We start from the raw sequence: 18,623 nt of genomic DNA, 5'->3' as shown, positions 1-18,623 counted from the left end.
CCATGTCTCGCGTAATCCACGTCTTCCGCCAGCCCGACCGGTTCGTCGCAGGAACCGTCGGTGAGCCCGGCGACCGCACGTTCTACCTCCAGGCGTCCGAGGACGTCCGCACGATCAGTGTGACGATCGAAAAACAGCAGGTCGTGGTCTTGGCCGAAAGGCTCGGATCGCTGCTGGAAGAGGTCGCCAGCCGGTTCGGCGCGGACGTACCGGACGACGCGCCCGACGAGCTCCTCGACGTCGACCCCCTCACGGTTCCGGTCGAGGAGGAGTTCCGCGTCGGCACCATGGGTCTCGGCTGGGACGCGGAGAGCAGCGCCGTCGTCATCGAACTGCTCGCGATGACGGAAGGCGAGGTGGACGAAACGGTCGTTCTGGACGACACCGAAGAAGGTCCGGACGCCGTCCGTGTCTTCCTGAGCCCTGGCGCGGCGCGCGCTTTCGCGGAGCGGGCCGACCGGGTGGTCAACGCCGGCCGCAAGCCGTGCCCGCTGTGCGCCGAGCCGCTCGATCCGGCGGGCCACATCTGCCCGCGTCAGAACGGGTACCGGCGCGACGTCGACGTCCTCGAGGACTGACAGGGTGACGGAGACTTCGCGGGAGCTGGTGGCGCGCGGCAAGATCGACGTCGAAGGCAGGCTCGTCGACGCCTCCAACGTCACGCTCTTCTGCACGATCGAACTCGACGGCGTGACCGGCAACGTCGTGTACAAACCGGTGTCGGGTGAGCGGCCGTTGTGGGACTTCCCGGACGGGACGCTCGCCGGTCGCGAGGTCGCGACGGCCATGGTCGCCGAAGCCTCCGGGCTCGGCGCGATCCCGCCAACGGTGCTGCGCGACGGGCCGTTCGGGCCCGGCATGGTGCAGCTGTGGATCGAGACCACCGACGAGGAACTGGTCGACGTCCGCTCCCCGGACAATCTGCCGGACGACTGGCGCGTCGTGCTGCACGCACACGATCGCGACGGGGAACCCGCGGTGCTCGCGCACGCGGACCGGCAGGGGATGCGGGAACTCGCCCTGCTCGACATCGTGGTCAACAACACCGACCGCAAGGGCGGCCACGTGCTCGCCGGTGCCGACGGCCGGATCTACGGCGTCGACCACGGCATCTGCCTGCACACCGACCCGAAGCTGAGGACGGTGCTCTGGGGCTGGATCGGCGAGCGGCTGAGCGAGGCCGAGGTGGGCAGGCTTCGTGGTCTGCGCGAGCGGCTGGACGGCGAACTCGGCGACGCGCTCGGCGAGCACCTCACCGGTTTCGAGATCCGCGCGCTGGCCGAGCGCACCGACCTGCTGCTGGCGGAGGGTGTCTTCCCGGAGCCCGGCGACGACTGGCGCGCCATTCCGTGGCCGCTGTTCTGAAGGTGCTGGACGATCAGGCCCGCGCACGCCTGGTCAAGCGGTTCGGTGACGACGTCACGACCTGGTGCGACGAACTGCCCGCGCTCGTGGCGCGGCTGGCGGCGCGGTGGGGGCTCACCGTCGTCGACGCGAAACCCGGCAACACCGGCCGGACCCTGATCTGTGCTGGGGAAGACGGCGCCAAGAAGGTCCTCAAACTCACCCCGGATCACGCGATCGCCGAGTCCGAGGCCGCCGCGCTCCGCGCGTGGGACGGCTGTTCGCGGGTCGTGCAGGTGCTCGCCACCGAACTCGCCGACGGGGCGATCCTGCTGGAGGGCATCGATCCCGGCGCGCAGTTGCTGGAGGCGGGGGCGAACGTGCCGTGGGCGGAGGTCGGCGATCTGCTGACCCAGATCCATGCGGTGACTCCGCCGTCAGGCTTCTCGACGTTGGAAGACCGGGTCACCTTCATGTACGGCCTCGCCGAGCGAGGGCTGCGCGGATCGGTGGCCGCGTCCACGTTGTCGCTGGAGACGCTCGATCGCGCCCGGCTGCGGGCGCTGGCTCTCGCGACCGATGGGGGAGAGACCGCGATCGTGCACGGCGACCTGCATCCGGGCAACGTCCTCGACGGCGGGCCCGGACGGGGCGCGGTCGCGATCGATCCGCGGCCGAGCGTCGGCGACCCGTCCTTCGATCTGGCCGACTGGGTCACGCTGCCGATGAAAGAAGGCGGCACGCTCGAAGACGGCTTCGACGCGATCGCCCCGCACCTTCCCGGATTCGACGCCGGACGAGTGCGCGCGTGGTGCGTCGCACTCGCGCCGCTGTTCGTGATGCGCCCGCTCGAACGGGGTGAGCGGACCCCGTTCGTCGAAGCGATGCTGTCATTCTGTCGGTGAACTTGAGTCCGCGATCGACGTCGGCAGGGCGGCGGATGGCCGCCTGACCGGCGTGGCGGGGAGACGTCGACCGCGTGCCCCGATAGCGTCGATCGCCGTGCGCTCCCATTCGTACGACGACGTGCTGTCCGGTCCGCGCAAGCGGAAGATCCCCGAGGTGCCCGCCGAACCCGGGCTCGTGGTCGAAGACCCGGCCAGCGGCTACTGCGGTGCCGTGGTGAAGATCGAGTACGGCAACGTCGTCCTCGAAGACCGCCACGGCAAGCACCGCGTGTTCCCGCTGAATCCCGCGGGTTTCCTGCTCGAAGGCAAACCGGTCACGCTGGTGCCCGCGAAGGCGGCCCCGAAGACCCCGGCCAGGCGGATTTCCGCGTCCGGGTCTGTCCAGGTCCAAGGGCTCAAGGCCCGGGTCGCCCGCGATTCGCGCATCTGGGTGGAGGGCAAGCACGACGCCGAACTCGTCGAACGGGTCTGGGGACACGATCTGCGGGTCGAGGGCGTGGTGGTGGAACCACTCGATGGTGTGGACGTGCTCGCCGATCGCATCGACGAATTCGGCACCGGAACCGGCAGGCGCCTCGGTGTGCTGGTGGACCATCTGGTCGCGGGAAGCAAGGAATCCCGGATCGTCGACGGAATCCGTGACGAGAACGTGCTGATCACCGGACATCCGTACATCGACATCTGGGAGGCCGTGAAACCCGCGGTCGTCGGCATTCGCGGCTGGCCGAAGATCCCGCGTGGCACGGAGTGGAAACAGGGTGTCTGCGACGCGCTCGGCTGGGGCGAGCCGTGGGAGGGCTGGCAGCGCGTGCTGGCGGCGGTCGGCAGCTACCGGGATCTGGAAACGCCGCTGATCGGAGCGGTGGAGCGGCTCATCGACTTCGTCTCCGACCCGGGCGAGGAGTCCTGAATGACCGGTTCGCGCGAGGTCACTCAAGGTTACGCGTCGGTCACGTCGGTTTCGCTTCCTCGGTATGAATCGGCGCGATCTGGGAGCATGAACGCATGACAGGCGCTCTCATCTGGCTGATCGCCGGGATCCTCTTGATCATCGCCGAGCTGCTCTCGGGTGACCTGTTCCTGCTCATGGTCGGTGCGGGAGCCCTGTTCGGGGCGGGCTCCGCCGCACTGACCGGGAACCCGTTCATCGACGTCGCGGTGTTCGCCGTCGCCTCGGTCGGGATGCTCGCCCTCGTCCGGCCCGCCCTCAAACGCCGGTTCCTCGCGGGACCGGACATCAAGACCAACACCGACGCGCTGATCGGCGCGCGAGCGGTAGTAGTGTCCACAGTGGACGTCGAAGCCGGGCAGGTGAAGCTGGCGGGTGACGTCTGGTCGGCCCGGGCCATGACCGAAGGGGAACCGATCGCCCCAGGGACATCGGTGACGGTCGTCGAGATCTCGGGCGCCACGGCGGTCGTCTCCGCCGAGCTGTGAGCCGGACGGCCGAACAGCAAAGGGTTTCTACGTAAGGGGAAGGTAGTTGTCAGAAACAGTGGTGTTCATCGTCGTCGGATTGCTCGCGTTGTTCGTGGTCGTCGTCGTGGTCAAGGCGATCATGGTGGTGCCGCAGGCGCAGTCCGCTGTGATCGAACGGCTGGGCCGGTTCCGGACGGTGGCTTCTCCCGGCCTGACGTTTCTGGTGCCCTTCCTGGACAAGGTGCGGGCGCGGATCGACCTCCGCGAGCAGGTCGTCTCGTTCCCGCCCCAGCCCGTGATCACCGAGGACAACCTGACCGTGTCGATCGACACGGTCGTGTACTTCCAGGTGACCGACTCGCGCGCCGCGGTCTACGAGATCTCGAACTACATCGTCGGTGTCGAGCAGTTGACCACCACGACACTGCGTAACGTCGTCGGCGGCATGAGCCTCGAGCAGACGCTGACCTCGCGTGACTCGATCAACAGCCAGCTTCGCGGGGTGCTCGACGAGGCCACCGGCCGCTGGGGCATCCGCGTCGCCCGTGTCGAGCTGAAGGCGATCGACCCGCCGCCCTCCATCCAGGACTCGATGGAGAAGCAGATGCGTGCCGACCGTGAGAAGCGCGCGATGATCCTGACCGCCGAAGGTCAGCGTGAATCGGCGATCAAGACCGCGGAAGGTCAGAAGCAGAGCCAGATCCTCGCGGCCGAAGGTGCAAAGCAGGCCGCGATCCTTGGCGCGGAGGCCGAGCGGCAGTCGCGGATCCTGCGGGCGCAGGGTGAACGTGCCGCCCGGTACCTTCAGGCGCAGGGTCAGGCGAAGGCCATCGAGAAGGTCTTCGCGGCGATCAAGGCCGGGCGTCCCACGCCCGAGGTCCTGGCGTACCAGTACCTGCAGACCCTTCCGCAGCTGGCGCAGGGCGACGCGAACAAGGTCTGGATGATTCCGAGCGACTACGGCAAGGCCCTGGAAGGCTTCGCCCGCGCGCTCGGCGCCCCCGGTGACGACGGCGTGTTCCGCTACGAACCGCCGAAGGAAGAACCGGTCGAGAAGCCGGACCTGGAGGACGAAGAGGTCCAGGGCTGGTTCGACACCTCCAGCGACCCGAAGGTCGCCGAGGCCGTCGCGGCGGCGGAAGCCGTGGCACGCAAGGAAGTTCCGGCGCTGGGTGTCGCGACGCCGCGGCAGGAGCCGCCCGCTCCGCGTCAGGTCGCTCCCGAGCCGGAGGCCGCACCGGAGCCTCAGGTTCCGCCGCCCTCCCGGTTGCCGCAGCCGCCTGCCGGTCCGCAGGGTGGCCCGTATCAGGGGCCGCCGTCGCAGGGGCCGGGCAGTGGCCCGTTCCCGCAGCAGGGTCCGTTCGGTGGGCCGCAGGGCGGTCCGCCGCAGCACTGAGTCAGGTGAAGGAAGAGGGCCGCCCCGATCGGGGCGGCCCTCTTTGTTTGCCTTAGGGGCTTCGGCAGTCCGTGAAGGGGGCCTTCACGGACTGCCGGCACGGTGTGAAGGTCGAGTTTCCCCGCCTGCGCCGAGGGGCCGGCGAGGTCATGTAGCCGCTGGTCAAGTGAGTGGCGGTCGTGAGGGTTAGGGTCAAGGGTGTCCTCGGTATCTACGTGGGGTTCCGGCTGCGGTTGATCCGGGACTCGGTGATCGCCACGTGCACCAGCGGTCACAGCGGCTGCGCGTGAAGGCCCCCTTCCCTCGGCTCAGCCGAGGAAACTCGACCTTCACACCGTGCCGAGGTACATGAAGGACCCCTTCACTGCGCCAGGCGCAAGGAAGGGGTCCTTCATGTACTCAAGAGGGCAAGAACACTCGTTCCCCTGGCGACGAAATCCGGATCGTCACTGGACCTCGACCCCGGTCGAGGTTGCAGGGTGACGCCATGGACTCATCGGTTTTCGCGATACAGGGGTTCCTCGACGAGCCGCGCCTGCCTGCCAGTGTCGCCACCACCACCTCCCGGGGGAAGCCGGCGCTGGCGATGATGTGGTTCGTGGCCGAGGAGGGCAGGCTGTGGTTCCACACCCCGGTGCCCGACGGCTCGCCGTCACCGTTCCTGGCCGCGGCTCGCGACAATCGCGAAGTCGCTGTCATGGTCGCGACCTTCGCCCCGCCCGACGATGTCCGTCAGGTGCGGATGACCGGGCCGGCGAGGCTGGAGGCCAAGGACGTGAGCCGGATCCGCCGCATCTACGAGCGCTACGTTCCCGGCTGGTCGCCGTCCTGGGCGGAGCATGCCGCGTCGCCTGACGCGCGGTTGTGGTCGATGTCCCCTGACCGGGGTATGGCCGTGGCCTACCCCGGTCTGGAGAACCGCCCGGTGTTCCGCTGGTCGAACGCGGCCGACGGACCGTTCAGCCCCTGATGAAATCGAGCGTCCGGTACTCGTCGACCACGGCGGCGAGTTCGGCGATGCGGGCCTGCCCGGCGTCGACCAGTCGTTGCCCGGCGCGTGACCATTGCCCGAGGTCGGAGGACATCGGCGGGATCTCGGCCAGGATCTCCGCGCTTTCGGCGAGGCTGAGCCCGACCCGCTGGGCGGCGACCGCGAGCCGGATCCGGCAGATGGCGTCGATCGTGAACCGACGCGCGTTGCCGGCGGTGCGTTCGGCGGTGATCACGCGGTAGCGCTCGTAGTAGCGGACGGCGTTGGCCGAGACCCCGGCCTTGCTCGCGACCTCACTGACGGTCAGCCGGGCTTCCGCCAGTGAGTGTGTCGGCGTCGTCATGCTGCGCTCCGTACCGTGATGGGTTCCGCTGCCGGAGCGGGCTTGGTCCGCAGCCTGACCACCAGGGCGAGCACCATGACCGCGAGGACACCGACGAGTGTCAGACGATACGCGTCGACGACCTCCCCGGTGAGCGTCGAGCCCGCCGACGGATCGCTCAGCGCGGCGAGACCCTGCCCGGCGGTGGCGGCCGCGATCAGCCCGGTGAACACCGCGCTCACCACCGCCGTGCCGACCGCGCTCGCGATGGTGCTGGACAGGGGAAGGATCGCGGAACCGGACGCGAGGTCCGGGCCGCGCAGGTTCCGGCCCGCGCTCACGATGGTGGGCATCATGATCGCGCCGGTGCCCGCCCCTTGGAGCACTCCCAAGATCGCCAGCACCGGGTAAGGCGTGTCCGGTGTCAGGACGAGGATGGTCAGGGCGGTCGAGATGATCGCGAGACTCAGCCCGGTTCCGACGACGATCCGCGGGCCGAAGCGTTCCAGTACGCGGGCGGCGAACTGGATGGTGAGGCCCATCCCGATCGTGCTCGGCACCATCATCAGCGCGCTGATCATGGCCGAATCGCCGCGCATCACCTGAATGTAGGCGGGCATCAACAGCATCGAGCCGAAGTACGGCCCGGCGTACAGGACGAGGACCGCGGCGTTGCGCCCGAACGTCCGGTCGCGCAGGAGCCGGACGTTCAGCAGCGGCGCGTGATGCCCCCACGACCTTCGGAGGAACAAGGCCATGAGCACCAGTCCGGCGGCGACGATCGCCACCCGGACGTCCATGCCGACCGTCTCTTCGCTGAATCCGTACGCCACCGCGACCACACCGGGGACGAGCAGCAGGCCGCCGGCGAAATCGATCGGAGCACGTTCCGCCGACGGGGTGTCGGCGGGCACCCAGCGCAGCACGCCGGCGACGCCGAGCAGGGCGGGCGGAACGGTGATGAAGAACAGCGCCCGCCACGACAAGCTGTCCAGCAGGAGTCCACCGAGCATCGGGCCGAGGATCGGCCCGATCAGCAGTGGCAGACCGGTGATCGTGGTCATCCGGCTCCGGCGTTCCGGGGCCACCGCGCCGAAACCGATGGTCATCCCCAGCGGATTGATGAGGCCGCCGGCGAGGCCCTGCACCGCCCGTGCGGCGATCAGCCAGCGCAGATCGCCGGCGGCTCCGGCGGCCGCGGACGCCGCCGCGAACACGAGCAGTGCGACCAGGTACACCCGGCGCGCTCCCCAGCGTTGCGCGAAGGTCGCCGCCAGCGGCATCGCCGCGACCATGCCGAGTGCGTACGCGGTCGCGATCCACTGGATCGTGGTGAGGGACGAGGAGAAGGTCGTCATGAACCGCGGCAGCGCGACGGCGACGATCGTGGTGTCGAGAACGGCCATCAACCCGCCGAGGGCGATCACCGCGGCGATGCGCAGTTCTTGTCCGGTCAGGCGGTTCATGCCGCACTCGCCTGAGCCGCGACGCGTCCGGCGCGCAGAGTGCGGGCCCACCAGCCCAGTTCGGTCATCGTCGCGACCAGCGCGCCGCGCTCGCCGTCGGTGCCCTCGTACCCGTTCGGGCCCAGGCGGGTCCACGGCGCGTTCAGCAGCACCGCGTCACGGATCGTGGTGGCCCGCAGTTCGGGGAAGATCAGCCGCAGTTGCTCGATCGCGCGGATACCGCCCGAACCGGCGCCGTAGCCGACGAACGCGACGGGTTTGTACGCCCACTCGGTGAAGTGCCAGTCGATCGCGTTCTTCAGCGCCGCCGGGAAACTGTGGTTGTACTCCGGGGTGACGACGAGGTAGGCGTCGGCCGCGCGCAGCCTGTCGCTGATCACCGTCTCGGTGCCGCCGGGTTGTGTTCCCTGCAAGGGCAGATCGATGTCGGCGAGGTCGATGGGGTCGACCTCCAGTCCGTCGATCGCGGCGAGTTCGGTCAGCAGCCAGCCCGTGATGGCGTCGGCGAATCGTTCGTGCCGGACGCTGCCGATGATCACGGCGAGGCGAAGGGGGGACTGGGTGGTGTTTTCCGTGGTCATGCCGAAGACGCTAAAAGCTCGTCCATAGGCGAACTCAAGCTCTTGCGGCTCTGGTCACGAACCCTGGACCTCTAGTTAAGTAGAGGTTGTAAGGGTGGTCGTCGTGGTAAGCCTTCGGTCATGGACGACTTCGGCGCTGACCCGGATGACCTGGCGAAATGGGGACTGCATTGCTTCTGCCTCGGTGCGCGAAGCACGCCTCATCATGTTGTGAGGATGGACGACAACGGCCGTCTGCTTTTTCACGCACGCTTGGGGGTCAGTCGCACGGAACTGCGGGAACTGGGTTTCGATCCGCTGGACAGTCAGATCGCGCTGTTGCGGGCGTATCGCCTCATTTCCGTCGAAGGCGATCGCCTGGTGACCACGTTTCCCGTACTCGGCTCCGAGCAGACGGCCGGATTGCGCACCCGGACGGCACGGCTCGCCGACGCGATCGTGCCGGGAATCGCGAACGATGTCTCCGCGCTCACTGATGTCCTGGTAGGTCAGGGGCTGGCGCATTGCGCCTACGGGGTGCTCTTCGGCTACGTGATCGATGGCCTCGTCTGGGATCGCCTCCGGGTGGAGGGCCTGCTTCCTTCCACGGAATTGAGTATCGAGCGCCCCTACTGGAATGGTGCCTTCTGGGCGGTTCATCCTTCACGTGAGGGTGCGATGGGTACCAACGAAGTCGAGGAAGCCGGAGTCAGGCTGACGATGGTCTGGACGGAGCCGACCGTGCGGGCCTTGAATCGGCTGGCCGAGGCCGAGTCTGTGCGGCAGTCGCTGCGCTCGGTTTCCCGCGGCGACCTTCCGCGCGAATCCGTCGTGACCGAGGACGGGCAAGCGTGGACGCTCGTCGACGACAGCGGTAGGCCGACGATTCCGGTCATCGGGAGGCGGGACGAGGATCCCGTTCACGAGATCGGCCTGCGGATCGCGGAGAAGATCGTTTCCGTGCTGCCGGGGGATCTTCGGGAAGTCGGTCTGGTCGTGGCGACCCACGAGTTGATCTGGGATCTCATGGCCGCCCTGGAAGCGGACGGCTTCACCCGGCGACCGCGGGTGTTCGACGACTCGAAGGCGGCGCCTGACTCTCGTGGCGCGCAGATGTTCCTTTCCGTCGAAGGGACCGGGATTGACATGTAGGAAATCTCCTACGTATGGTGGCGGCATGAACATCGAACGCGTGCAGTTCCTCACCGTTCCGGTCGCCGATCAGGCCAGGGCGCGCGACTTCTACGTCGGCAAGCTCGGTTTCGACCTGATCGTCGACGTCAGCGGCCCGCACGGCCCGTTCGTCATGGTCGGCCCCAAGGGGGCGGAGACCGGCATCGTCCTTGTCGACCGCGCGGTCGGCGGGCTCGACCACGAGACGCGCGTGCATTTCCAGCTGAGCACCGCCGATGTCGATGCCGACATCGCCGAGCTTCGCGCCCAGGGCATCGAGGTCGACGACGCGGAGGAGATGCCGTGGGGTCGCGTGACCTCGTTGAAGGATCCCGACGGCAACGCGATGGGATTGCTCGAACCGTCCGGCTACGGCAGCTGGCCGCGCTAGTGCCGGTCAACGACGACGTCTTCGCCGCGCTCGCCAACCCGGCCCGCCGTGAGGTGCTGGGCATCCTCCTCGACGGCCCGCGCGCGGCGGGGGAGATCGCCGAACGCTTCGACATGCGGCGGCCCAGCCTCTCGGAACACCTTCGGGTGCTGCGCGAGGCCGGCCTCGTCCGGGAAGAGCGGCAGGGGCGCAACCGCGTCTACTCTCTCGAGGCCGCTCCGCTGCAAGAGGTCTCCGACTGGCTTTCGCCCTACGAGCGCTACTGGCGCGGCAAGCTGGGCAACCTGCGCGACCTGCTGGACGAGGAGGAGTTCTGAACGACGAGGACCCGACGGCCATTCATGTCGATCAGTTCCTGGCGCATCCGCCCCGCAAGGTGTGGCGCGCGCTGACCGAACCACAGCTGCTCGAACGCTGGCTCCGGATGCCGAACGACATCAAACCCGTTGTGGGACACCGGTTCGAACTGCTCGCGGACCCCGTTCCCGCTGCCGGATTCGAGGGTGGCCCGGTCGCCTGCGAGGTACTGGCCGTCGAGCCGGAACGGTTGCTGAGCATCAGCTGGGGTCCGGAGTGGACGGTCACGTGGCGGCTCGAGCCGGAGGGCCGGGGGACCAGGCTGTTCCTCAGTCACGAGGGCTTCGATCTCGACGACGAGTTCCAGCGGATGTCACGCCGGATCATGGGCGGCGGCTGGCGCACCGGGGTTCCGAAGGCACTGGCGCGTGTGCTGGACGAGATGGCGGACTAGAGGGCGTTGAACGTCCCGATTCCTCCATCGTCGATCCCGAGACCCGAGTCGCCGGACAGGCTCTCGACATCGGGTCTAGGATCCCCGCTGTGACGGACGAGAAACCGCTCCGAGCCGATGCCCGCCGTAACCGCACACGGGTGTTGGAGGCTGCGGAGCGCGTCTTCACGGCCAAAGGCACCAGTGCGCCGACAGAGGAAGTCGCCCGCGAAGCAGGCGTCGGAGTTGGCACCGTGTTCCGGCACTTTCCGACGAAAGAGGCGCTTCTGGAGGCGGTGCTCTTCGCACGCCTTCACCGATTCGTCGACGAAGCGGAGACTACGGTCGCCGCCGACTCACCCGACCCGGGCGCCACATTCTTCGGGTTCCTGACCGGCTGGATCGAGATGTCGGGTGCCAAGAACGCCTACTTCGAAGCCCTGTCGGCGGCCGGAGTCAGCGTTCCGTCGGCAGGGGCGGTCATCGGCGTCCGCCTGAAGGACGCGCTCGGCGTACTGCTCAGCCGGGCGCAGGACACCGGCGACGTCCGCAAGGATCTCGGAGTCGACGAACTGATCCCGGTGATCATCGGAACGGCGAAGGCGGCGGAGCATGCCGGACCCGAGTTCCGGGCCCGGACGATCTGCATCCTCTTCGACGGGCTTCGGCCGCGTCAGGCGTAAGGGTCCATCGCCGGCCGCTTCGGCGCGAGCTCGTCGCCCGACGATTCGCCACGCAGCCTGCGCTTGATCCACGGGACAGCGTGCTCCTTGCCCCACTGGAGGTTCTCGGTGCGCCGCGCCTGCGGGCTCAGCAGCGGGCGCGGTCCGAGCTCGGCGGACGCCAGCTTGTGCGGTTCGCCGAGCGCGTCGAGGACGGCGATGGCGATCTCGTTGTGCCCCAACGAGTTCAGGTGCAGGCGGTCCGGTGCCCACAGTCGCCTGTCCCGCAGTTGCCGCATCGCCCACATGTCCACCAGCAGCGCACCGTGGCGCGCGGCGATGCCGCGGACGTGCTCGTTGTAGATCGCGACGCGGCCGCGGATCCTGCGGAACAACGCGTCTTCGACCCCGTCGACACCGGTGAAGAGGATGACCCGCGCACCCGTGGCCACGACCTTGCCGACAGCGATGTCGTAGTCGTCGATGAGGGCGTCGATGTCGACCTTCGGCCGCATCAGGTCGTTGCCGCCGGCGTACAGCGTCACGAGGTCCGGGTGCAGCGCGAGTGCCGGGTCGAGCTGCTCGGCGAGGACCTGTCCGAGGAGTTTGCCGCGGATCGCGAGGTTCGCGTAGCGGAAGTCCTGGTGGTTGGCTGCGAGGGTGGCGGCGACCCGGTCTGCCCAGCCGCGGACGCCGTTGGGCGACGACGGGTCCTCGTCGCCGACACCCTCGGTGAAGGAGTCCCCGAGGGTGACTAAGCGCTTGCTTATCGCGGAAGACACGAGGCGGCCCCCTCGAATGGTGATGGCATACCCGGATGTTACCCAGACGGGCGCACTGGACCGGGTGCACCCTCCTGGATGGCCACTAGTTGACAAGTCATATAGGTGATCTGTCTACTAGGGGCATGGTTCTCTCCCGCCTGATCCTGGGGTTACTCGCCCTCGCGCCCATGACCGGCTACGACCTCAAACGCCATTTCGACTCGACGGTCGGGCACTTCTGGGCGGCGGACAAGGCGCAGATCTATCGCACCCTCGCCCAACTCGTCACCGACGGGCTCGCCGATGTCGAGAAGGTGGCCGGTTCCGGAGCACCGGACCGGCAGGAACACCGCATCACCGCCGCGGGGCGGACGGCTCTCGCCGAGTGGCTGGCGAGTGAGCCCGAGCGTCACGTCGAGCGCGATCCGTTCCTCGCGCGGGTGTTCTTCGGCGCGGACCTCGGCGACGACGCCTTCCGCTCACTCTTGGCAGGACATCGCGAGGCGACCCGATCGAGGCTGGAGCAGTTCGAACGGACGCGGGCCGAGTCTGCGGCGTCCGACCGCGCGGCCCGGCTGCGACTGTCCACGTTGGACAACGGGATCGCGCATCTGCGCGTCGAACTGGCCTGGCTCGACGCTGTCGAGGAGGAGCTCGCGTGAGCGCGTTCCCTGAAGTGCACTTCGCCGGGACGGATGCGACAAAGCGGCCTCTGGTGCTGTTGCACGGCGGCAACGCCGCGAACTGGATGTGGGAGCCGCAGCTGTCCGCGTTCGGCGACCGGACCGTGCTCACGCCGGATCTGCCGGGCTTCGGTGAGCGGGTCGGCGAGGACTGGCCGGGACTGGACGCGGTGGCGGACGACGTCGTCGCGAGGGTGTCCGGTCACGGGGTCGCCGGCCCCTTCGATCTCGTCGGGCTTTCGCTCGGAGCCCTCACGGCGTTGCGTGTGCTGGCGCGGCATCCGGACCGGGTGGGTTCGGCGCTTCTGACCAGCGCGCCGCTCGTGCCCGCCGGTGTCGGGTTGCGCCTGTACTGCAAGATGCAGCTGGCCTTGCTGCGGACCCGCTGGTTCTGGCGCGCGCAAGCCTCGGTCTTCGGGCTCCCAGAAGACTCACGCGCCCGATATGTCGAGCACGGTCTTTCGGTGCGCCGGGAGACCGAGTCCGCGATGGTCGCCGAAGTGTGCGCGGGTGGGGTGCCCGCGGAAGCACGCCGCTATCGGGGCCCATTGCTCGCGATCGCGGGGGAGAAGGATTCCGCGGCGGTGCGGCGATCCCTGTCGGACATCGCGCGAGTCGCGCCACAGACATGTTCCCGGGTGGCGCCGGGGATGCATCACATCTGGAATGTGGAGGACGCGGAACTGTTCAACGGTGTTCTGCGCACGTGGCTCGAGGGAGCCGTCGATCCGCGTCTCGTGGGGTGACCGCCTGGACGAGCGCGGTCCCTTTTGCCTGCCGAAGCCCAGCGGTATGGTCAGGCGAAAGCGACCTCGGCGGGAGCTAATTTGCTGGACATCATCGGTCTGAGTGAAATCGACGTCGAGGTCTACGACGCGTTCGCCGGAACCGGTTCGATGACCGTCGCCGAAATCCGGCGGCGAACCGGGTTGTCCGAGCAGCGGCTGCTCCCGATTCTGCGCTCGCTGACCGAAAAAGGGTTGCTCACCGGGCTGCCCGGTCCGGTGAAGGCGTATTCGGCGGTGCGACCGGAGATCGCGCTGGAGGCGATGCTCCGGCAGAAGGAGCGGGAACTCGCGAGTGCGCGACTGGTCGCCGACCGGTTGCGCGAGCGGTACCGGGAGACGGCCGGCGAACGGCCGGTCGACCTCATCGAGGTGGTCCACGGGGACGCGCTCATCGCCGACCGGGCCGATCAGCTGCTGCGCTCGGCCGAGCAGGAGGTCGCTTTCGTCAACAAGCCGCCTTACGCGCAACCGCCGAGTGTGCTGCACCCCGCCGAACGTGACCTTCTCAACCGGGGTGTGCGGTTCCGCGGGGTCTACGAGCGCAGTGCGCTGGAATTGCACGATCTGTCGTCCGACATCGAGGCGGGGCTCGCTCTCGGCGAGGAGGCCCGCGTGGTCACCACCGCCCCGCTGAAGATGATCGTGGTCGACCGGCGACTCGGCCTGGTGCCGCTGCGTGCCGATCTTCCCCAGGTCGGCACGGCACTGGTGATCCACCCGTGCGCTCTGCTCGACGCGCTCAGCGCGGTCTTCGCTTTCCTTTGGCAGACCGGACTTCCGCTGCACATGCCCGGCTCCGTCGAGCAGACGGACGTCGCGCCGTCCGACGACGCCCGCCTGCTCGCGCTGCTCACCACCGGGCTGCCCGACCGAAGCATCGCCAAGCAGCTCGGCATGAGCTACCGGACGTTCCAGCGACGGCTCCGTGACCTCATGACCGCACTCGGCGCGACCACCCGCTTCCAAGCCGGGCTTCAGGTCGCCACGCGGGGATGGGTCACCTTGCCGGCGACCCCGCCCCCGCGTGAAGAGGACATCATCGAAGACGCGGGTTCGCCTTCGCCACGTCCGTGAGCGCATAGGCCCGCTGGACCGTCTGTGTCACGGTGTTGCCGGAGCCGTCCCGTGCGTCCGAGCGCAGCCAGACGGACCCGTCGGTCGCCGCGAGTCGCGGATGGGCCACCGTCACCGACCACAGCCCGTTCCCGTGCGGCCGGACGCCCGCCGCCGTCCAGGTGCGTCCGCCGTCCGTCGACGCCGAGACCCGCAGCTGAGTCACCGGCCCGCCAGCCCGCGCGCCGCTGTGCGACCCGGCGAACACGTCGAAGGTGAACGGGCGCCCTGCCGGCGCGCGGCCGCCGAGATCCAGCGGCAGCCGATGGTCCAGCTGGATGAGCGGCTGGAAGGAACACGCGTTGCCCGATTCGTAGCAGGAGAACCCGAGTGGTGACGCGGCCTCGGACCGCGCCGAGGCGAACGTCCACGACGTGTCGGTCCGCGGGGCGTTCTGGAACAGCACGCCGCTCGGGACGCCGACCTGAGCCTGGCCGGGCATCACGTCGGTCACGTCCAGCCGGTACGTGGCGGGAGCGGGAGCGAGCCGGAACACCGGGAGAAGGGCGAGTGGGTCGTCCGCATTGGATCGCGGGATCTCTTTCCCGTCCTTGTACAACCGCACCGTGGTCGCCGCGAAGTACCGCGCGTTCTCGTACGGATTCGTGTAGTGCCCACCCGAACCCGCATCGCTTGTGCCGTCCATCCACTGCGCCCCGGGGACGAAGAGGTCGGGGTCCGTGCCGCCGCGGCACATCGAGCACAGCACCGCCCAGCCACGGGCCGTCGCCGGGTAGCGAGCCGGATGGTCGGATGGCAGTTCGACCGACCCGCCGCGCAGCGGCGCGCGGAACCAGCTCTCGTCCGGCCTCGACCGCTCGCCCGCGCGGTAGATGTTCTGCGCGTTCATGGACAGCGCTGCGCGACGGCCCGCGGTGTCGGTGCCGGAAAGGGTGACCACCCGTTTCCAGACCAGCCGATCGTCCGCCGGACCGGTGTACTCGGTCCACGCGCCCGGCACCGGGATCTTCGTGCCCTGCACCACCTGCGTCTTCCACAGCCCGGTCGGGAAGGCGTACCAGTTCTTCTGCGCGCTCAGCGCGGGTCTTTCGGCTTGGTAGGCGGTTTTCGTGGCGACCAAGGACTTCTGGTCGACACGCCGGACGAGCTCCTTCGGGACACCGTTGGCGTCGAGGTAGCTGAGGTTGTACATCGCGTCCGGAGCCGCGCGCACCAGCAACCGCACCGAAACCGCGCCGGCGGTCCGCAGCGCCTCGCCTTCGTCCCAGCCGAGGGACAGGGTCGGCACCACCGAACTGCTGAGGCCAGGAACACTCAGCGAACCCGGCGAACCGGCGTAAGGGATCATGGCGGCCCCACCCGCGGTGGCCACCGCGCGTGCCGCGTTCGCGATGCCGGTGGAGACGTCGCCCACCGGGTTCGGCGACCCGGCTTGGACCGGGATCCGCACGAGGACGGCCTTCCCGTGGACGTCGAGACCGGCGAGATCACTCGCGCCACCCGCGCCGCCGAACACGACCGGCAGTGTTCGTTCACCGGGTGACTTCGCCGTCAGCGTCGGCACGTCGTACGCGGGATTCAGCACGGGCGAGCCGCCGCCGACGACCCGCATTTCGACCGCGGTCTGGGACAGCGTCGCGCTGTCCTGCAACGCAATCGCGCCTGCCGAGGTGGCCGCCGCGGGGGTCACGCGTACGTCCCAACCCGCGCCCACGGTCAGCCCGGCTTCGCCGACGTAGCCGTTCACGCCCGCCCCGCCGGGAATCACGCGCCGCAGCATCACCGTACGGTCCCGCAGGTCGGTGGGAGTGGGCGTGACCAGCCCGGCCGGGACGGCGCTCGCCGCGTTCAGCGAGATCTCGGCCGGGGCCGTGACAGAGACCTGCGTCGCGCTCATCGCCGACCAGCGGCGCACGGTCAGCCCGCGCTCCATCACCCAGCCGAGTGCCGAATAGCGCCCGGCGGGCACGAGCACCCTGCCGACGCCGTCGACCAGGCCGACCTGCTGGCTGACCTGGTCGAGGAAGGGGTCATTGCGGTTACCCGCACCGGCCGCGTCGTCGATCAGCTGGGCCGAGGCGAGCTGAGCCTGGCCGCCCGCCGAATCCCGCACCCGGATCGTCACCGGGAACAGCTCGGCCGCGTTGTAGGTACTCACGGACGTCCGCACGGTGGTGGCCCCGTCCGCGGTCGTGGCCACCACCGTGCCGCCGTAGACGCCTGCCACCCCTTGGCTCGGGTCCACGGCGAGGTCGACGGTGGTGGTGGACTTCGGCGGGATGGACAGGTTCGGTTTCGCCAGGCGCATCCCGGTGCCGGGCTGGGTGCCGCTGTCCCATGGCCGCACGGTCAGTTTCAGGTTCAGTGCCAGCGGCTGGTCCCCGGCGTTGGTGTAGGACAGCTGCCGCACGACCTGAGCCGTGCCGGTGATCTTCCGCTCGTTACGCCCGAAGCTCGCGACGGCGGTTCCGGTCGCCTTCTGCGAGACCGCACGTCTGACGTCGAGGAGACCGGAACCCTGCTCATACCAGCGAAGACCGACGTCCTTGGCGGTGGTGACGAGCGTGTTCTTCAGTTCCCGCCAGGTGAGTCCTGGCTGCTGTTGCAGCAGGATCGCCGCGGCGCCCGCGACGTGCGGCGTCGCCATCGAAGTGCCCGACGACGTGGTGTAGGAGTCGTCCACCGGCTCGCCCATCGCCGTGTCCGCGGCCCGCGCGGCGACGATCCCGACGCCCGGTGCGGTGATCTCCGGCTTGACGGCGGCGTCCCGCAGGCGCGGGCCGCGGCTGCTGAACCACGCGGTCGAGTTGTCCCTGCCGACCGCCCCGACCGTGAGCGCGGACGTCGCGGCCCCCGGAGTGGTGACGGTCCGGTCGCCAGGCCCGGAGTTCCCGGCCGCGACCACGAACAGCGTGCCGGACTTCGCCGAAAGCGTGTCGACCTGCTCGCTCAACGGGTCGGCTCCGTCGCTGACACCGGCACCGAGACTGAGGTTCACGATCTTCGCGCCCTGCGCGACGGCCCAGTCGATCCCGGCCATGACCTGTGCGGTGTCACCCTCACCGGAGGCGTCGAAAACCTTGGCCACCACCAGCTTCGCGTCCGGCGCCACGCCCTTGTACCGGCCGTCCGACGCCGCACCGGTGCCGGCGATGATCGACGCGCAATGGGTGCCGTGGCCATGGCGGTCCACTGCGTCGCCTTCTCCGCTGAAATCCGCCGAGGCGATCGTCTTGCCCGCCAGGTCGGGATGGTTCGCGTCGATCCCGGTGTCCACCACCGCGACCGTGGTCCCCTTCCCGGTCCACCCGCTGCTCCACGCCGACGGCGCACCGACCTGACCGGTGCTCTTGTCCAGCGCCACCCGGACCTTCCTGTCGAGGCGCACCTGTGAAATCCCTTGGCTCAGCACGGGCTTTCCGCCTGCGTCGAACGCGACGAGCGAGCGCCAGAACTCGACCGTCCCCGCTTTCTCGACCTGCACTCCCACCCCGTTGGCCGTGACGAGCGGGGTGCGTCGCCGGGTCTGCGGGAGCGCTTTCGCCTTCGCGTCCAGCGACTGCGCGGACAGACCCGATCGGTCGCCGTAGCGCACGATGACGGGGATCGTGGCGCTCGCCGCGTCGTCACGCCGGTCGGCGACGAGCGCGGTCACGTTGAACAGGTCCCGGCTCAGCAATCCCTTGCCGACGAACGGAAGCGTGTCCGACGGGTACACCATCAGCCCTTCGGCCGTGGTCGTGATCTGGAACGCCGGACTCGGCCGGTCCGGCCGCACCGCCGGTTCGACCTGTGCGCTGCCGTGTCCGGCGCCGTCCCGCTCGTATGTCACCACGTCGCCGGTGAGCAACGTGACGCGGTGGACGTCCGGCCGCCCGGCGACGGGAACGGGTCCGGACAGGGCGGCGGTCGCGGCGGTCGCGGTCACCGGTAACGGGGAAAGGGCGACCAG

At 69.0% G+C, this 18,623-nt stretch carries 20 protein-coding genes; 15 read left to right on the top strand and 5 right to left on the bottom strand.

Translation table 11 applies throughout. From position 1 onward, the window contains the following. Window positions 1-2: 2 nt before the first annotated feature. The 7 genes from DL990_RS34185 (at window position 3) to DL990_RS34155 (ending at window position 6,037) form a co-directional block, all read left to right on the top strand. Window positions 3-578, top strand: coding sequence for a DUF3090 domain-containing protein (locus DL990_RS34185; protein WP_125678033.1), 576 nt, complete (start codon window positions 3-5; stop codon window positions 576-578). 4 nt (window positions 579-582) lie between these two features. Beyond that, a complete protein-coding gene (locus DL990_RS34180) occupies window positions 583-1,365 on the top strand; it encodes an SCO1664 family protein (protein WP_125801194.1) in 783 nt (260 codons plus the stop codon). Continuing rightward, window positions 1,350-2,249, top strand: coding sequence for an aminoglycoside phosphotransferase family protein (locus DL990_RS34175; protein WP_125801193.1), 900 nt, complete (start codon window positions 1,350-1,352; stop codon window positions 2,247-2,249). Before DL990_RS34180 ends, DL990_RS34175 begins: the two co-directional genes overlap by 16 nt. A gap of 97 nt (window positions 2,250-2,346) precedes the next feature. After that, a complete protein-coding gene (locus DL990_RS34170; RefSeq protein ID WP_125787763.1) occupies window positions 2,347-3,162 on the top strand; it encodes a DUF3097 domain-containing protein in 816 nt (271 codons plus the stop codon). 95 nt (window positions 3,163-3,257) lie between these two features. Beyond that, the gene (locus DL990_RS34165; protein WP_125787764.1) at window positions 3,258-3,689 is read left to right on the top strand and encodes an NfeD family protein; all 432 of its coding nucleotides are present in this window, start codon (window positions 3,258-3,260) and stop codon (window positions 3,687-3,689) included. A 58-nt stretch (window positions 3,690-3,747) separates the two neighbouring features. Beyond that, window positions 3,748-5,067, top strand: a complete 1,320-nt coding sequence (locus DL990_RS34160) for an SPFH domain-containing protein (RefSeq protein WP_199746722.1) — start codon at window positions 3,748-3,750, stop codon at window positions 5,065-5,067. 487 nt (window positions 5,068-5,554) lie between these two features. After that, complete coding sequence (locus DL990_RS34155) at window positions 5,555-6,037, top strand: pyridoxamine 5'-phosphate oxidase family protein (RefSeq protein WP_125801191.1); 483 nt, start codon at window positions 5,555-5,557, stop codon at window positions 6,035-6,037. Here the strand turns inward: DL990_RS34155 and DL990_RS34150 are convergent. Genes DL990_RS34150 through DL990_RS34140 form a run of 3 tightly spaced genes read right to left on the bottom strand, consistent with a single transcriptional unit; the run spans window position 6,027 to window position 8,427 of the window. Continuing rightward, window positions 6,027-6,401 (bottom strand): MerR family transcriptional regulator, encoded by a 375-nt coding sequence (locus tag DL990_RS34150; protein ID WP_125801190.1) that lies wholly within the window; start codon window positions 6,399-6,401, stop codon window positions 6,027-6,029. The two genes, DL990_RS34155 and DL990_RS34150, sit on opposite strands and share 11 nt — an antisense overlap. Continuing rightward, window positions 6,398-7,846 (bottom strand): DHA2 family efflux MFS transporter permease subunit, encoded by a 1,449-nt coding sequence (locus DL990_RS34145; protein ID WP_125801189.1) that lies wholly within the window; start codon window positions 7,844-7,846, stop codon window positions 6,398-6,400. Before DL990_RS34145 ends, DL990_RS34150 begins: the two co-directional genes overlap by 4 nt. Continuing rightward, window positions 7,843-8,427, bottom strand: coding sequence for an NADPH-dependent FMN reductase (locus DL990_RS34140; RefSeq protein WP_125787769.1), 585 nt, complete (start codon window positions 8,425-8,427; stop codon window positions 7,843-7,845). The genes DL990_RS34145 and DL990_RS34140 overlap by 4 nt, the downstream gene beginning before the upstream one ends. 120 nt (window positions 8,428-8,547) lie before the next feature. Here DL990_RS34140 and DL990_RS34135 point away from each other — a divergent pair, with 120 nt between their 5' ends. From DL990_RS34135 to DL990_RS34115, 5 genes are all read left to right on the top strand, one after another. Continuing rightward, window positions 8,548-9,558 carry a hypothetical protein gene (locus DL990_RS34135; protein ID WP_125801188.1) on the top strand — a complete coding sequence of 337 codons (1,011 nt, stop codon included), beginning with the start codon at window positions 8,548-8,550 and terminating at the stop codon, window positions 9,556-9,558. 25 nt (window positions 9,559-9,583) lie between these two features. Next, a complete protein-coding gene (locus tag DL990_RS34130; RefSeq protein WP_125787771.1) occupies window positions 9,584-9,970 on the top strand; it encodes a VOC family protein in 387 nt (128 codons plus the stop codon). Further along, window positions 9,970-10,287 (top strand): metalloregulator ArsR/SmtB family transcription factor, encoded by a 318-nt coding sequence (locus DL990_RS34125; protein ID WP_125795946.1) that lies wholly within the window; start codon window positions 9,970-9,972, stop codon window positions 10,285-10,287. Before DL990_RS34130 ends, DL990_RS34125 begins: the two co-directional genes overlap by 1 nt. Next, window positions 10,209-10,721, top strand: a complete 513-nt coding sequence (locus tag DL990_RS34120; RefSeq protein ID WP_370451390.1) for an SRPBCC domain-containing protein — start codon at window positions 10,209-10,211, stop codon at window positions 10,719-10,721. Before DL990_RS34125 ends, DL990_RS34120 begins: the two co-directional genes overlap by 79 nt. Window positions 10,722-10,810: 89 nt before the next feature. Further along, window positions 10,811-11,383, top strand: coding sequence for a TetR/AcrR family transcriptional regulator (locus DL990_RS34115; protein ID WP_125787774.1), 573 nt, complete (start codon window positions 10,811-10,813; stop codon window positions 11,381-11,383). On the opposite strand, the gene DL990_RS34110 is transcribed toward DL990_RS34115, so the two are convergent. Further along, window positions 11,374-12,132, bottom strand: a complete 759-nt coding sequence (locus DL990_RS34110) for an SGNH/GDSL hydrolase family protein (RefSeq protein WP_125787882.1) — start codon at window positions 12,130-12,132, stop codon at window positions 11,374-11,376. The genes DL990_RS34115 and DL990_RS34110 overlap by 10 nt on opposite strands. Before the next feature lie 137 nt (window positions 12,133-12,269). Between DL990_RS34110 and DL990_RS34105 the strand changes: the two genes are divergently transcribed. From DL990_RS34105 to DL990_RS34095, 3 genes are all read left to right on the top strand, one after another. Next, complete coding sequence (locus tag DL990_RS34105) at window positions 12,270-12,788, top strand: PadR family transcriptional regulator (RefSeq protein WP_125801186.1); 519 nt, start codon at window positions 12,270-12,272, stop codon at window positions 12,786-12,788. Then, complete coding sequence (locus DL990_RS34100) at window positions 12,785-13,555, top strand: alpha/beta fold hydrolase (protein WP_125801185.1); 771 nt, start codon at window positions 12,785-12,787, stop codon at window positions 13,553-13,555. The genes DL990_RS34105 and DL990_RS34100 overlap by 4 nt, the downstream gene beginning before the upstream one ends. An 81-nt stretch (window positions 13,556-13,636) precedes the next feature. Next, complete coding sequence (locus DL990_RS34095; protein ID WP_125801184.1) at window positions 13,637-14,671, top strand: helix-turn-helix domain-containing protein; 1,035 nt, start codon at window positions 13,637-13,639, stop codon at window positions 14,669-14,671. Here DL990_RS34095 and DL990_RS34090 read toward each other — a convergent pair. Continuing rightward, a complete protein-coding gene (locus tag DL990_RS34090; protein WP_233620660.1) occupies window positions 14,634-18,599 on the bottom strand; it encodes a S8 family peptidase in 3,966 nt (1,321 codons plus the stop codon). The two genes, DL990_RS34095 and DL990_RS34090, sit on opposite strands and share 38 nt — an antisense overlap. Window positions 18,600-18,623: the final 24 nt, after the last annotated feature.

The sequence above is a fragment of the Amycolatopsis sp. WAC 01416 genome (assembly GCF_003947485.1).
Classification (GTDB): Bacteria; Actinomycetota; Actinomycetes; order Mycobacteriales; family Pseudonocardiaceae; genus Amycolatopsis.
The sequence above is the reverse complement of the archived record's forward strand: the minus strand, read 5'-3'. Positions and strand labels throughout refer to the sequence as shown.

Excerpts from the sequence above, each read along its gene's own strand:
- DL990_RS34135 (WP_125801188.1), top strand. The coding sequence starts at position 8,548 with ATGGACGACTTCGGCGCTGACCCGGATGACCTGGCGAAATGGGGACTG.
- DL990_RS34150 (WP_125801190.1), bottom strand. The coding sequence starts at position 6,401 with ATGACGACGCCGACACACTCACTGGCGGAAGCCCGGCTGACCGTCAGT.
- DL990_RS34130 (WP_125787771.1), top strand. The coding sequence starts at position 9,584 with ATGAACATCGAACGCGTGCAGTTCCTCACCGTTCCGGTCGCCGATCAG.
- DL990_RS34105 (WP_125801186.1), top strand. The coding sequence starts at position 12,270 with ATGGTTCTCTCCCGCCTGATCCTGGGGTTACTCGCCCTCGCGCCCATG.
- DL990_RS34165 (WP_125787764.1), top strand. The coding sequence starts at position 3,258 with ATGACAGGCGCTCTCATCTGGCTGATCGCCGGGATCCTCTTGATCATC.
- DL990_RS34155 (WP_125801191.1), top strand. The coding sequence starts at position 5,555 with ATGGACTCATCGGTTTTCGCGATACAGGGGTTCCTCGACGAGCCGCGC.
- DL990_RS34185 (WP_125678033.1), top strand. The coding sequence starts at position 3 with ATGTCTCGCGTAATCCACGTCTTCCGCCAGCCCGACCGGTTCGTCGCA.
- DL990_RS34140 (WP_125787769.1), bottom strand. The coding sequence starts at position 8,427 with ATGACCACGGAAAACACCACCCAGTCCCCCCTTCGCCTCGCCGTGATC.
- DL990_RS34145 (WP_125801189.1), bottom strand. The coding sequence starts at position 7,846 with ATGAACCGCCTGACCGGACAAGAACTGCGCATCGCCGCGGTGATCGCC.